This window comes from Bradyrhizobium sp. B025, from assembly GCF_042257955.1.
In the GTDB taxonomy this organism is placed as follows: domain Bacteria; phylum Pseudomonadota; class Alphaproteobacteria; order Rhizobiales; family Xanthobacteraceae; genus Bradyrhizobium; species Bradyrhizobium diazoefficiens.
On record NZ_CP170150.1, the window covers coordinates 4,059,288 to 4,073,212 of the forward strand.

At 65.8% G+C, this 13,925-nt stretch carries 13 protein-coding genes; 4 read left to right on the forward strand and 9 right to left on the reverse strand.

Features of this window, described 5'->3' with window-relative positions; genetic code table 11:
- Positions 1-57 precede the first annotated feature (57 nt).
- The 6 genes from accC to ACE10W_RS18740 form a co-directional block, all read right to left on the reverse strand.
- Positions 58-1,416 (reverse strand): acetyl-CoA carboxylase biotin carboxylase subunit, encoded by a 1,359-nt coding sequence (accC, locus tag ACE10W_RS18715; RefSeq protein ID WP_011087063.1) that lies wholly within the window; start codon positions 1,414-1,416, stop codon positions 58-60.
- A gap of 59 nt (positions 1,417-1,475) precedes the next feature.
- The gene (gene accB, locus ACE10W_RS18720) at positions 1,476-1,967 is read right to left on the reverse strand and encodes an acetyl-CoA carboxylase biotin carboxyl carrier protein (protein ID WP_028171229.1); all 492 of its coding nucleotides are present in this window, start codon (positions 1,965-1,967) and stop codon (positions 1,476-1,478) included.
- A gap of 36 nt (positions 1,968-2,003) precedes the next feature.
- Positions 2,004-2,471, reverse strand: coding sequence for a type II 3-dehydroquinate dehydratase (gene aroQ, locus ACE10W_RS18725; RefSeq protein WP_011087065.1), 468 nt, complete (start codon positions 2,469-2,471; stop codon positions 2,004-2,006).
- 226 nt (positions 2,472-2,697) lie between these two features.
- Positions 2,698-3,543, reverse strand: a complete 846-nt coding sequence (locus tag ACE10W_RS18730; protein ID WP_271557287.1) for a DUF1236 domain-containing protein — start codon at positions 3,541-3,543, stop codon at positions 2,698-2,700.
- A 208-nt stretch (positions 3,544-3,751) separates the two neighbouring features.
- The gene (locus tag ACE10W_RS18735; RefSeq protein WP_011087067.1) at positions 3,752-4,519 is read right to left on the reverse strand and encodes a DsbA family protein; all 768 of its coding nucleotides are present in this window, start codon (positions 4,517-4,519) and stop codon (positions 3,752-3,754) included.
- Between the two features lie 94 nt (positions 4,520-4,613).
- Positions 4,614-6,014: a M48 family metalloprotease gene (locus tag ACE10W_RS18740; protein ID WP_011087068.1), complete on the reverse strand. Its 1,401-nt coding sequence runs from the start codon at positions 6,012-6,014 to the stop codon at positions 4,614-4,616.
- Between the two features lie 204 nt (positions 6,015-6,218).
- Between ACE10W_RS18740 and ACE10W_RS18745 the strand changes: the two genes are divergently transcribed.
- The 3 genes from ACE10W_RS18745 to ACE10W_RS18755 all read left to right on the forward strand — a co-directional run bounded on the left by ACE10W_RS18745 (position 6,219) and on the right by ACE10W_RS18755 (position 9,472).
- On the forward strand, positions 6,219-7,406 hold the full coding sequence (locus ACE10W_RS18745) for a pyridoxal phosphate-dependent aminotransferase (protein ID WP_028171231.1): 1,188 nt from the start codon (positions 6,219-6,221) through the stop codon (positions 7,404-7,406).
- Positions 7,407-7,495: 89 nt separating this feature from the next.
- Positions 7,496-8,053 (forward strand): biotin transporter BioY, encoded by a 558-nt coding sequence (locus ACE10W_RS18750; RefSeq protein ID WP_011087070.1) that lies wholly within the window; start codon positions 7,496-7,498, stop codon positions 8,051-8,053.
- Positions 8,054-8,137: 84 nt separating this feature from the next.
- Positions 8,138-9,472 (forward strand): dicarboxylate/amino acid:cation symporter, encoded by a 1,335-nt coding sequence (locus tag ACE10W_RS18755; protein ID WP_011087071.1) that lies wholly within the window; start codon positions 8,138-8,140, stop codon positions 9,470-9,472.
- 33 nt (positions 9,473-9,505) lie between these two features.
- On the opposite strand, the gene ACE10W_RS18760 is transcribed toward ACE10W_RS18755, so the two are convergent.
- A complete protein-coding gene (locus tag ACE10W_RS18760; protein ID WP_271557290.1) occupies positions 9,506-10,390 on the reverse strand; it encodes an SDR family oxidoreductase in 885 nt (294 codons plus the stop codon).
- Positions 10,391-10,492: 102 nt separating this feature from the next.
- Between ACE10W_RS18760 and ACE10W_RS18765 the strand changes: the two genes are divergently transcribed.
- Positions 10,493-11,329, forward strand: a complete 837-nt coding sequence (locus ACE10W_RS18765; RefSeq protein ID WP_271557292.1) for a helix-turn-helix transcriptional regulator — start codon at positions 10,493-10,495, stop codon at positions 11,327-11,329.
- An 82-nt stretch (positions 11,330-11,411) separates the two neighbouring features.
- Here ACE10W_RS18765 and ACE10W_RS18770 read toward each other — a convergent pair whose 3' ends face one another.
- A complete protein-coding gene (locus ACE10W_RS18770) occupies positions 11,412-12,644 on the reverse strand; it encodes an FAD-binding oxidoreductase (protein ID WP_271557294.1) in 1,233 nt (410 codons plus the stop codon).
- Between the two features lie 16 nt (positions 12,645-12,660).
- Positions 12,661-13,881: an MFS transporter gene (locus tag ACE10W_RS18775; RefSeq protein ID WP_271557296.1), complete on the reverse strand. Its 1,221-nt coding sequence runs from the start codon at positions 13,879-13,881 to the stop codon at positions 12,661-12,663.
- Positions 13,882-13,925 lie beyond the last annotated feature (44 nt).

A 13,925-nucleotide genomic window follows, 5' to 3' on the forward strand; every position in this document is an offset into this window, starting at 1 on the left:
AACTGCCCAACCGTCCAGAACGCGATTGGGGCGAGAGGGTTCCACGGGGCGGGAAGACTATTTCGCAGCGGGTTCCGCCTTGCCGGCCAGGTACTGCTCCAGCCAGTGGATGTGGTAGTCGCCGTTGATGATGTCGTCTTCGCGCACCAGCGCGCGGAACAGCGGCAGCGTGGTCTCGATGCCTTCGACCACCATTTCGTCCAGCGCCCGGCGCAGCCGCATCAGGCATTCGGCGCGCGTCTTGCCGTGCACGATCAGCTTGCCGACGAGCGAGTCGTAATAAGGCGGGATCGTGTAGCCTTGGTAGACGGCGGAATCGATCCGGACGCCGAGGCCCCCGGGCGGATGATATTGCAGGATCCGGCCGGGCGAGGGGCGGAAGGTCACCGGATTTTCGGCGTTGATGCGGCATTCGATCGCGTGGCCGATGACCTGGACTTCCTCCTGCCTCGCCGGCAGCTCGCCGCCGGCGGCGATGCGGATCTGCTCCAGCACGAGGTCGATGTCGGTGATGCTCTCGGTGACGGGATGCTCGACCTGGATGCGGGTGTTCATCTCGATGAAGTAGAACTCGCCGTCCTCGAACAGGAACTCGATGGTGCCGACGCCGAGATATTTCATCTCGCGCATTGCTTTCGCGCAGGTCTCGCCGATCTTGGCGCGCGCGGCGGCGGAGAGGACGGGCGAGGGGCCTTCCTCCCAGACCTTCTGGTGGCGGCGCTGCAGCGAGCAATCGCGCTCGCCGAGATGGATTGCGCCGCCGCGGCCGTCGCCGAGGATCTGGATCTCGATATGGCGCGGCTTCTGGAGATATTTTTCGAGGTAGACGGACGCATCGCCGAAGGCGGATTTGGCCTCATTGGCCGCCGTCGACAGCGCCATCAGGAGGTCGGCCTCGCTGTGCGCGACCTTCATGCCGCGGCCACCGCCGCCCGCCGCCGCCTTCACCAGCACCGGGAAGCCGATCTTCCTGGCGATCCCCAGCGCATCGTCGTCGGGACCGACCGCGCCATCGGAGCCGGGCACCACGGGGATGCCGAGTTTCTTGGCGGTTTTCTTGGCCTCGATCTTGTCGCCCATCAGGCGGATATGCTCGGCCTTGGGGCCGATGAAATGCAGATTGTGCTCGGAGAGGATTTCCGCGAAGCGCGCGTTCTCTGACAGGAAGCCGTAGCCGGGATGCACGGCGTCCGCCCCGGTGATCTCGCAGGCCGCGAGCAGCGCGGGCACATTGAGATAGCTGTCCTTGGACGGCGGCGGTCCGATGCACACGCTCTCATCCGACAGGCGCACATGCATGGCGTCGGCGTCGGCGGTGGAGTGCACGGCGACGGTCGCGATCCCGAGCTCCTTGCAGGCCCTGAGGATGCGAAGGGCGATCTCGCCGCGATTGGCTATGAGGATCTTGTCGAACATGGTGTCCTTAAGGGACTGGCGCGCGAAATGCGACGGGGGCAGCTGAGCTGCCCTGGCCGTTACTCAATGATGACGAGCGGCTCACCGAACTCGACCGGCTGGCCGTCCTCGACCAGGATCTGCGTCACCGTGCCGGCGCGCAACGAGGGGATCTGGTTCATGGTCTTCATGGCTTCGATGATCAGCAGCGTCTGACCGACCGAGACCTTGCTGCCGACCTCGATGAACGGCTTGGCGCCGGGCTCCGGCGCCCAGTAGGCGGTGCCGACCATCGGCGAGGTGACGGCGCCGGGATGCTTCGACAGGTCGGCCGCCGCGGCAACAGCGGGCGCGGCCGTGGCCACCGGCAGGCCGGCGGCAGCGGCAGCGACCGGCATCGGCATGGTCGCGGCAACGCTGATGTTGCGGGCGACGCGCAGGCGCAGGCCCGCGCGCTCGATCTCGATCTCGGTGAGGCTGGTCTCATCGAGCAGCAGGGCGAGCTCGCGGACGAGCGCGGAATCCTCGCTGGAAAACTTTGCGGCTGCTTTGTCGTCTGGCTGGCGCGCCATGTTCTTGATCCGAATGTTCTGTGTGGGGAGGGAGCGTCAGGCTTTGGGCTTGAGGCCGAGCTTGGCGGCAAGGCCCTGGATGGCGAGGCGGTAGCCCTCGATGCCGAAACCGCAGAGCGAGGCGAAGGCCGCGCGCGCGGTGTAGGAGTGATGACGGAAGCTCTCGCGGGCGTGGATGTTGGTCACGTGCACTTCGACCGTCGGGATCTGCACAGCGAGCAGCGCATCGTGCAGGGCGATCGAGGTGTGCGAATAGCCGCCGGCATTGATGATGATGCCCTTCATCTTGCGCGCATGCGCTTCGTGGATGAAGTCGATCAACTCGCCCTCGCGGTTGGATTGACGGCAGTCGGCCTTGAGACCGAATGATGCCGCCGTCTCCCGGCACAGCGCCTCGACGTCGGCCAAGGTCGCGTGACCATACTTTTCGGGCTCGCGCGTCCCCAACATGTTGAGGTTCGGCCCGTTGAGAACGAGGATCGTGTCGGTTGCTGGTTCGGCCATTCCAATCCCGCAAGAGGTGTTTCGGCGTGGCGGGGTTATAGGTAACAAAGCGCCCTAGGGGAAGCCTTGAAGGACCTCCCAGAGGCCTTCAGGCACCTCATCCGGGGTGCAAAAACCTGTGCGGAAGCTACGGAAATTGCTTGTTAACCAGTCAAAAGCATGGCTGTCGGCCGAACGCAAAGGGGCGGGCATCGCTGCCCGCCCCTGAGGTTGCCGTCATCCGGCCTTAGACGTCGAGGATCGCGACGATCTCATAGGTATTCGGATCGATGATCACGATCTGCTCGCGGACCAGCACGTAGCGGTAGCTGCGCCACTCCGGATAGATCGACACGACGCGGGACGGCAGGGCATGCAGCTCGATACCCTCGCGCGGCACGCGGGTGCCGACCGCGATCGAGAAGTTCACGTTGGTCACGGGGGCCACGCGCTCCTCGCGGATCACGGACGTGATCTGGGTCCGCTGCTCGGTCGAGAGCTTGGCGGCAGCGCCGGCCTGGCCGACCGTCGTCGAGGACGAGGTCGAGCTCTTGCCCTCGGCCTTCATGTCGGTCGAGGTGCCCGAGCCTGGGCGGTTCTCGGCATTGCTCTTGGTGGACGTGCCGGCCTTGTTGTCCTCAGCCTTCATGTCCTTGTGGTCCTTGGCGCCGGACTTGGTCGTATCCTGGCTCATGCTCTTGGACTTGTCCTGCTGCGACTTGTCCATCTGACCCTGCGCGCGTTCGTCGGTACGCTGGCCCTTGGTCGCGCCGGCCTTGTCCTCGGCGGCGTTCTTGTGCATCGCGCCGCCCGGGCGCTCGTCCTTCATCGCGCCGGGCGACTTGTCTTCCGCGGCCGCACCCGGCTTCGAGGCGCTGGCGCCGCCAGCCTGACCGACGGTGCCCTTTTCCTTCGTCACGGAGTCCTTGCCCGTGGCGCCGCGCTCGGCCGCACCGCCCGACGGCTGTGTTTGCTGCGCGGGCTGCGCGCCGGCGCCGCCGCTCTCGCGGTTCATGGTGCCCTGTGCGTTCGCCAGTCCGGTGCCGGCGACGAGTGCAAGCGCGGCAACAGAGATCATAAAGCGGTTCAACATTTAGATTCTCCTCACGTGTTTATTTGCGTCATTGCCCGCGCCAACAACGAAAGGAGATATCGGTTGTTCCGGAACATCGGCGGTTCCGCGGCATTTGTTTGTTGAACGCCGGATGAATGATTGTGCCGGATCGCGCCATTGTTTGGCGCAGCAAAAAGGCCGGCTTTTCAGCCGGCCTCGTTGCGTGCGTGAGTTGTGAAGCGCGTGATCAGCAGGTTGCCTTGCCGCAGCGGGCAACGCCGATCTTCTCCTTGAGGCCTTCGAGACCGATGGCGCCAATCACGATCTGCTTGCCGATCACGTAGCTCGGCGTGCCGTTCATGCCCATCGCCTCGGCGAGCTTGAAGTTCTCCTCGATGGTGGCGCGCACCTCGGGGCTGGCGAGATCCTTCTCGATTTTCGCGGTGTCGAGTCCGGCCTCCTTGGCCGCCTGCAGCGCGCGTGCCTTGTCGGCCGCGCCGCGGCCGCCGAGCAGCTTCTGGTGGAAGTCGAGATATTTCTTGCCGGTGGGATCCTGCATGCGCACGGCGACGGCGACCTGGGCGGCCTCGACGGAGCCCTGGCTCAGCACGGGAAACTCCTTCAGTACGACCTTCAGCTTCGGATCGCTCTTCATGAGATCGAGCATGTCGCCCATCGCGCGTTTGCAGTAGCCGCAATTGTAGTCGAAGAACTCGACGAAGGTGACGTCGCCCTCCTTGTTGCCGAGCACGACCTGGCGCGGCGAGTTGAAGATCGCGTCCGCGTTCTGCGCGATGCTGGCCTCGTGCTTCTGGGTTTCCGCCGCGGCCTGGCGCTTGCTGAGCTCGGTCATCGCCTCCTCGAGCACCTCGGGATGGGTGACGAGGTAGTTCTTGATGATCGCCTCGATGTCGGTGCGCTGGGCATCGGAGAAGCTGTCGGCCGACGCGGGCGCGGCTGCGCCGAACATGGCGAGCGCAAACAGCGCGGGAGCAAGCAGACGCAGCGAAGGCATAGGCAAATCCTCTTATCCAAAGCAGGTTTCGGAAAACGTCCCGGCGGGCTCAAGGCTCGGTGTCGTGACGTCGTGGTGTCTGGCGTCGTTCTGGCTAGTTGCGCGGCGGCTTGGCTGCCACGATGTCGTCGGCCTTGACCCATCCGGGCGTGCCGACGGCGAAACGGGTTTTCGCGCGCGTGGCGAGCTCGCGGGCGGTCTTGTTGTCGCCGCGCAAGTAGGCGGCCTGCGCCGACGCGAGATCCGCCTCGGCATAATCTCCCTTCCGGCCATAGGCCATCGCGAGCTGGGTATAGCCGAGCGGCGCCTCGGGCTCCCGCGCCACCGCGGCGCGGAGAATCCGAACGGCATCGTCGGTGTAGGCCTTATTATCGGTTCCAACCAGAGCCTGCCCAAGTAACATCTCGATGAGGGGCGAGTTGCTCGATAGCGCGACGGCCTTGCGCAGGGCAGGGATCGCCTCGGCCGGCTTGCCGCTCTCGAGCAGGGCCTGGCCGCGCACCTCGTAGAAGTACGGGTTGTTCGGCTGGACCTGGATCAGTGCGTCGATCTGGGCGAGCGCGCTGCGCAGATCGCCGTGCAGATAGGTGCTGATGGCGCGGGCATAGCGTGCCGGCAAGCTGTCGTTGGTCTGGGGATAGCGACGGTACACCGTCTCCGGCCGCTCCATGAAGGCGGAGATCTTGGCGCGCACCATATCGTGGCGGAGCTGGAGTGCGGGATCGTCCTTCTTGTCCCAATAGGGGCTGGAGCTGGCGAACTCCTGGAGCGAGGCGACGCGTTCGGCGGGCATCGGGTGCGACTGGAGATAGGGATCGGCGCCGCGCGCTGCGAACAGGCTCTCGCTGGTGAAGCGCTTGAACGTCTCGTACATGCCCTTCGGCGACTGCTGGGTCGCGGTCAGGAATTTCACGCCGGCGCGGTCGGCGTTCTCCTCCTGCTGGCGCTGATAGGACAACAGCGTGCGGCGGATCATCTCCTGCGGTCCGGCGATCGCGGCCGCGCCGGCATTGGCGAGGCCGTTGTTGCCGGCGTTGCCGCCGCGGGCGCTGCCTGCGGCGATCGCGCCGGCGCCGAGCAGCATCGCGATGATCATCTGGGTCTGGGCGCTGGCGAGCTGCTCGCGCAGCTTGGACAGATGGCCGCCGGCCAGATGCCCGGTCTCGTGCGCGAGCACGCCGATGATCTGGTTCGGCGTTTCCGATTGGAGGATCGCGCCGTAATTGACGAAGATGCGGCGGCCGTCCGCGACGAACGCGTTGAACGAGCCGTCGTTGATGATCACCATCTGGATGTTCTGCTTCTCCAGACCGGCGGCGCGCAGGATCGGGCGGGTATATTCGCGCAGCAACTGCTCGGTCTCGGTGTCGCGCAGGACCGGCGGGCCCTTCTGCTGTGCCTGCGCCGCCGGGAGCGGCAGCAAAGCGATCGCCGCGGCGGTGACGACGGCGGTGAGGGCGGAGGCCTTTTTGCGCAATGCGATCTGGAGCAACATCAAGCGGTCTTGGTCAAGCGGTCTTGGCAAGAGATCTTGGCAAGCAGTTTCGTGATTGGTTTTGGCGATTGGCGGCGGACCGGATACGCGATATGGCCTATGAGCCTTACCCCTTATGAGCCGTACAATGCGGCCAGTCTGGGGCGCAAGCGCCCCGTTTCCCGGACCGGACGGGCCGGTCCGCCAGCGAAATAGCAGAAATCGATGCACGATGCGACATTGAGGAACCGGTTGGGGCAGTGGCTCGAGCCCTCCCGCCGTAGCGATGTTCCCCCGTTCATGGTCATGGACGTGATGGCCGCGGCGGCCCGAATCGAGGCCGCCGGGGGCCATGTCATCCATATGGAGGTCGGCCAGCCCGCGGCCGGCGCGCCGAAGACCGCGATTGCGGCCGCTCACGCGGCGCTCGAGGCGGGACGGATCGATTATACCTCCGCGCTCGGCATCCCCAGCCTGCGCGAGCGCATCGCGCGGCACTATCGCGATGCCCATGGCTGTGACGTCAGCGCCGAGCGGATCGTGGTGACGACGGGCTCCTCGGGCGGCTTCATCCTCGCCTTCCTGTCGATGTTCGAGCCTGGCGACCGCGTCGCCGTGACGGTGCCGGGCTATCCGCCGTACCGCCACATCCTCACCGCGCTCGGCTGCGAGCCGGTGCTGATCGAGACCACGAACGAGACGCGTCACGCGCTCACCGGCGAGGCGCTGCTTGCCGCCCATCGCAAGGCGCCGCTGAAGGGTGTGCTGGTCGGCAGCCCCGCCAATCCGACGGGAACGATGATGTCCCGCGAGGCGCTGTCCGGCCTGATCGCGGCGGCCGAAGACGCCAAGATCCGCTTCATCTCGGACGAGATCTATCACGGGCTCGACTATGCGTTTCCGGCGGTGACGGCGGCGGCGCTGTCGGACCACGCACTCGTGATCAACTCGTTCTCGAAGTATTTTTGCATGACGGGCTGGCGCGTCGGCTGGATGGTCGTGCCGGAGATCCTGGTGCGGCCGATCGAGCGGCTGCAGCAGAACCTGTCGATTTCGGTGCCGTCGCTGTCGCAGATCGCGGCCGAGGCCGCCTTCGACGGCGCGGCCGAAATGGAGGAGATCAAGCACGGCTATCAGGAAAACCGGCGCATCCTGATCGAGGGATTGCCCAAGGCCGGCCTCACCAGGTTCCTGCCGGCCGACGGCGCCTTCTATCTCTATGCCGATGTCTCGGACTTCACCTCCGACAGTTTCGAGTTCGCCAAGCAGATGCTGGAACAGGCCCATGTCGCGGCAACGCCGGGCCTCGATTTCGATCCCATCCATGGCCGCTCGTTCATCCGGTTCTCTTATGCGCGTTCGGCGGCGGAGATGCGGGAGGCAGTTGACCGGATCGCTCACTGGCTTAAATAGCCGCCAGTTTTCGCCCACCTCCGGAGTTCATCTTGACTGACCGATCCGTCCCGTCCGCTGCTGCACCGCATTCTCCTCTCGCCGCATTGATGTGGCCAACCCGGCCGGGTGAAACCGTGGGTGCACTGCGCGCCTTCGTACTGGTCGCACTCGGCACGGCGCTGCTGGCGCTGTCGGCCAAGGTGAACCTGCCGCTGCCTTACGTGCCCATGACATTGCAGACGCTGGTGGTGCTGATGATCGGTGCCGCCTATGGCTGGCGCCTTGGCAGCGCAACCATGATCGCCTACCTCGCCGAGGGCGCGCTAGGCCTGCCGGTATTCGCAGGTCCCGTGGGTGGAATTGCGCCGCTGGTCGGCCCGACCGCCGGCTATCTGTTCGGCTTCATCGCTGCGGCCTTCGTGACCGGCTGGCTCGCCGAGCGCGGCTGGGATCGCAGCGTGGTGCTGCTGTTTGCCGCGATGGCCGTCGGCCATATCGTCATTCTGGCCGCCGGGTTCGGCTGGCTGGCCTTTGGCCTCGGCCTTGGCGCGTCCAAGGCCTGGCAGGTCGGCCTGGCGCCGTTCATCGCGGCCTCGCTGGTCAAGAACGCGCTGGGCGCGACGCTGATGCCGGCGGCTCGCCGGATTGTCGATCGCCGCGGGTAAAGCGCGCAAGTACGAGCAGTTCCAATTGACAGGGCCGGCCAAGTTGATCTTGGCTGGCCCGGCGTTTCGAGGGGGAGTGAAACAATGACAACGACAACGATGGCGGGGACGCCGGTCGCGCCGGCCGCTGCCAAGCCGTGGTACAAGGTTCTTTACGTCCAAGTGCTGATCGCCATCGTGCTCGGCGCCATCGTCGGCTGGCTCTGGCCGACGGTTGCCACCAACGACTGGATCAAGGCGCTCGGCGACGGCTTCATCAAGCTGATCAAGATGGTGATCGCCCCGATCATCTTCTGCACCGTTGTCTCGGGCATCGCCCACATCCAGGACGCCAAGAAGGTCGGACGCATCGGCGTCAAGGCGCTGGTCTATTTCGAGGTCGTCTCGACCTTCGCCCTGGTGATCGGACTCATTATCGGCAACCTGGTGAGGCCGGGCGCGGGCTTCGGCAATGCGGCGGCAAACGAGGCGGCCGTTGCGACCTACGCCAAGCAGGCAGCCGGCCAGAAGTCCGTCGACTTCGTGCTGCACATCATTCCGGACACCGTGGTCGGCGCCTTTGCCCAAGGCGAGATCCTCCAGGTGCTGCTGTTCTCGGTGCTGTTCGGCTTCGCGATCATGAGCCTCGGTGAGCGCGGCCACACGATCCGCTCGTTCATCGACGATGCCGCGCACGCGGTGTTCGGCGTCATCTCCATCGTGATGCGCGCGGCGCCGATCGGTGCGTTCGGCGCGATGGCCTACACCATCGGCAAGTTCGGCACCGGTGCGATCCTCAATTTGATCGGGCTGATCGCGACCTTCTACGTCACGGCCGCGCTGTTCGTGTTCGTCGTGCTCGGCATCATCGCGCGCCTGGCCGGCTTCTCGATCTTCAAGTTCCTGGCCTACATCAAGGACGAGCTCCTGATCGTGCTCGGCACCTCGTCGTCGGAAAGCGCGCTGCCATCCTTGATGGAGAAGCTGGAACGGCTCGGCTGCTCCAAGTCGGTGGTCGGCCTCGTGGTGCCCACGGGCTACTCGTTCAATCTGGACGGTACCAACATCTACATGACGCTGGCGACGCTGTTCATCGCGCAGGCACTCGGTTTCGATCTCTCCTTCGGTCAGCAGCTCACGATCCTGGTCGTGGCGATGCTGACGTCGAAGGGCGCCTCCGGCATCACCGGCGCGGGCTTCATCACGCTGGCCGCGACGCTTGCCGTGGTCGACCCGCGCCTCGTGCCGGGCATGGCGATCGTGCTCGGCATCGACAAGTTCATGAGCGAATGCCGCGCGCTGACCAATCTCTGCGGCAACGGCGTGGCCTGCGTGATCGTCGCCTGGTGGGAGGGTGAGCTCGACCGCGACAAGCTCAACGCGGGGCTGAGCCGGCAGATCGATCCGACCGACATGGAAACGGCGATCACGACGGACTGATCCGCAGGCTGCCGACGGCGGCGCTGAGCGCCGTCAGGCCTGGAAATAATAGGGCTGGTCGAGATCCTCGATCAGCCCTTTTTCTTGCGGCGCCCAGCCGAGCAGGGCGCGCGTCTTCGCGCTCGAGGCCGGAACGTCGATGGCGGCAAATCGCGCGAACCAGCCGAAATGCTGCTCGGCTTCATCAGTGGATTTCGAGACCACGGGCACGCCGAGCCGTTTGCCGATCACCTCCGCGATCACCTTGAACGGCACGCCGTCCTCGGCGATCGCGTGATAGCGGCGAGCGGATGCACCGTGCTCCAGCGCGAGCCGATAGACGCGTGCGGCGTCGACGCGATGGGCGGCTGGCCAACGGTTCATGCCGTCGCCGATATAGGCTGCGACTCCTTTCTCGCGGGCGATCGCGATCAGGTGCGGCACAAAACCGTGATCACCCTCGCCATGGGTCGTGGGCGGCAACCGCACGATGCCGGCGCGGACGCCGCGTTCCCTGAGATCCTCGGCGGTCGCTTCCGAGACGCGCGGAAAGTGGCGGGCCGCCGCATCGTCCTCGGTCGCGAGCCGCCCGGGCGCAAGCAATGCCACGCCCGACGTGACGATGAGCGGACGCTCGGAGCCCTTCAGCGCCTCGCCGAGCGCGAGGATCGCGCGGCGGTCGAGCTCGCAATTGTCTGCGAATTTCGAGAAGTCGTGGTTGAAGGCGAGGTGGAGCACGCCATCGGAGGCGGCCGCACCGCTGCGCAGGGAGGTGTGGTCCTCCAGCGAGCCGCGATGGACCTCGGCTCCCAATGCGGTGACGGCGGCCGCTCCTTCATCCGTCCGGGCAAGACCGGTGACGCTGTGGCCGGCGGCGATCAGGTCCCGAACGACGGCGGAGCCGACGAAGCCGGTGGCGCCAGTGACGAATACACGCATGAGCAGTCTCCAGGGATCGGAAGAGGGTTGGTGGAGAGGACCATCTACGCTAGGATTATCCGGGTAAAGTAGTGACCTTATCGGGGTATAATAGCTAACAGGATGAGCGAAACCGCTTCGGCCGAAAACCTGCTCGGGGCCTATCTGAAGGATCGCCGCACTCGGCTGGATGCGGCCGCGTTCGGCCTCAGCGGCAGCCGCAGGCGCACGCCCGGGCTGCGGCGTGAGGAGGTGGCGCAGCGCGCCAATATCAGTCCGACCTGGTACACTTGGCTGGAGCAGGGTCGGGGCGGGGCCCCATCGGCCGACGTGCTCGACCGCATCTCCCGCGCCCTGATGCTGACTGATGTCGAGCGCGAGCATCTGTTCCTGATCGGCCTCGGCCGCCCGCCCGAGGTGCGCTACCAGGCGAGCGAAGGCGTCTCACCGCGGCTGCAGCGCGTGCTGGATGCACTCGCATTCAGCCCGGCGCTGGTGCGGACCGCGACCTGGGATGTCGTCGCCTGGAATCGCGCCGCGACCGCCGTGCTGACGGACTATGGCGCGATCCCGCCGGGACAGCGCAATATCCTGCGCTTCATCTTCTGCGATCCGCGCGTGCGTGCCGCGCAGTACGATTGGGACAGTGTGGCCCGCTTCGTGGTGGCGGCGTTTCGGGCGGACGCCGCCCGCGCGGGCGCGGTCTCGCATGTCGCCGATTTCGTCGACGAGCTCTGCCGCACCAGTCCCGAGTTCGCGGCGCTCTGGCGCGACAACGACGTGCGCCATCATGGCGATGGCACCAAGCGGCTGCGGCATCCCGTTCACGGCACCATGTCGTTCGAATATTCGAGCTTCAATGTCGAGGGCCGCTCCGATCTCAGCATGATCGTCTACAATCCGGCGACGCCTGAGGATGCCGACCGCATCAGGACGCTGCTGGCCGAGCGCGCCGACTGATGGAATTGCCGCCTCGCGCGTTGCATCTGGCCGCTGCCGCGCATCTCAGTCGCGCTCGCCCTGCGCGCCGCGACGCCGGCAGCTAGAACCGCTCCGGCCGGTACGGCGTCGGATCGATTGCCGGCGTCTCGCCGCTCATCATCTCGGCGAGCAGGCGCCCGGTCGCAGGGCCCAGCGTAAAGCCCTGGTGGCCGTGGCCGAAATTCATCCAGAGGCCGGGGTGAAGCGGGGCGCGGCCGAGCACCGGCAGCATGTCGGGCGTGCAGGGGCGGGTGCCGAACCACGGATCGGGCTCGACGCGTTTGCCGAGGTCGATCAGCTCCCGCGCAGAGGCTTCGGCGCTGGCGAGCTGCACCGGCGTTGCAAGCGCGTCGGGGCTCGTGAGCTCCGCGCCCGTGGTGATGCGGATGCCCTTGGCCATCGGCCCCATGGCGTAGCCACCGGCCTTGTCGATCAGCGGCAGGTCGAGCGAAGCGCCGCCGCTGTAGTGCATGTGGTAGCCGCGCTTGCGCACCAGCGGAATGCGATAGCCGAATTTGTACAACAGATCGGGCGACCACGGCCCGAGTGTCACGACGGCCGTCGCGGCATCGATGCGTCCCTGATCGGTATTGACCGACCAGCCGGCTGCAGTCTGCTGCAGCGACTGCGCATCACCGAGCACGATCCTGCCGCCGAGACGCTCGAACAGCTCGGCATAGGCTGTGACCAGCGCGCCGGGATCGGACACGGTCCAGGTGTCGAGCCAATGGATCGCGCCCGGAAGATCGTCGCGCAGGACCGGCTCGGCCTTGGCGAGCTCGCTGCCCGAGAGCACACGAAAGTTCACGCCGAACTCGTGCTGGTCTTCTTCGGCTGCCTTGATCGAGAGATCCAATGCAGCGGCGTCGCGATACAGCGCCCGGTAGCCGGCGCGGCGAATGAGATTGTCGGCGTGGGCCTCGCGAATGAGAATGTCGTGCTCTGCCGTCGCATAGGCGATCAGCCTGGCCCAGGCGTCGATCGCCTCACGATGCCGCTTCGGCGCCGAATGCCACCAGTAGCGGAGCAGGGGCTCGATATGGAGATGCAGCGACGACAGGCTGTAGCGCACGTCGTTGGTGCGGCCGGTCGCGATCTTCAGGAGCGAGGCGAGGTCGCGCGGCATCGGATAGGGGCGGACGGCTTCCGCCTGGATCATCCCGGCATTGCCGTAGCTGGTCTCGCGGCCCGGCTCCCTGCGGTCGACGAGCGTGACGGTCCAGCCGCGCTGCCGCAGGTGCAGCGCCGCGCTCACGCCGATCATGCCGCCGCCGAGAACGATCGCGCTTTGCATGGGCAGAATGCTCCTGTCAGGCCGGTTGTGGTACGAGCTTCGGCTGCGTGCTGATGGTTGCCGCGACCACGACCGACAACGCCGTCATCGCCACCAGGAAGCCGAAGGCGGCATCGAACGATCCGGTTCCGGTCACGATGAAGCCGATCGCGACGGGGGCGACGAAGCCCGCGCTCTGGCCGCCGAGATTGACCATGCCGACGCCCGATCCGATCTGGTCGTCGCGGAGCAGTTTGGTCGGAAGCGCAATCACCGAGGCCAGCACGAAGGATTTGAAGAAGTAGACCAGCGACTGGAACGCGATCAGCATCGTGATCGTCTCCGACTTGTACATGGCGTAGAGGAAGATGCCGGTCAATGCGGAGCTGCCGATCAGCAGGTATTTTTCGCGCTCGGAGAAGAACGTCGTCATCACCCAGCCGCCCATCGCGGTCGCGATCGTCGCCATCACGAACGGGATCGGCGCCAGGACGCCGACGGTCTTGAGGTCGAGCCCGCGCTGTTGGAGCAGGTAGAGCGGCATCCAGGAATCCAGGCCCTTGTTGACGCAGCTGAGACCAAACCACACCACCATCAACTGCCACAGCAACGGCTTCTTCATGAGCTCGCGCATCGGCGCGCGGCTTTCGGCCTTCACTGGCGCGCCTGCATCAGCCTTGCCCGGGCGTCCCAGATAGGGGACGAAGACGAAATAAACTACCGCGAAGACGATGCCCGCGATGCCGATGGCGTTGAAGGCATGGCGCCAGCCGAGCCAGAGGATCAGCGGCGCCATGATCAGCGGCGCGACCATGCTGCCGGCGTAGTTGGACGACAGCAGCAGTCCCGACATCTTCGGCCGGCTATCCTTCTTGAACACTTCCGCGACGGCGCGGATGCTCGCCGGCGGAAAGCCGCCCTCGGCGATGCCGAAGATGAAGCGGATCGCGATCAGCGAGGTCAGCGACCAGGCAAGGCTCGTGAACGCCGTGAACAGCGACCACATCACGATGGTGACGATCACCACATATTTCGAGCCGAAGCGGTCGGAGAGCCATCCGCCCGGCACCTGCATCGCGGCATAACCGAGGAAGAATGCGCTGATGACGATGCCGAGATCGGCGGCCTGCAGATTGAAGTCCTTGCCGATCTGCGCCAGCGCCAGCGAGATCGCCGCGCGGTCGATGTAGGAGATGCAGTAGGCGATGTAGAGCAGGACGAAGGCAATGACGCTGGTTTTCCTCGGCAGTTCCGTCATGCTCGTCTCCGTTGCGCCGGCGGTGCATCCAGGGCTGGTGTCGG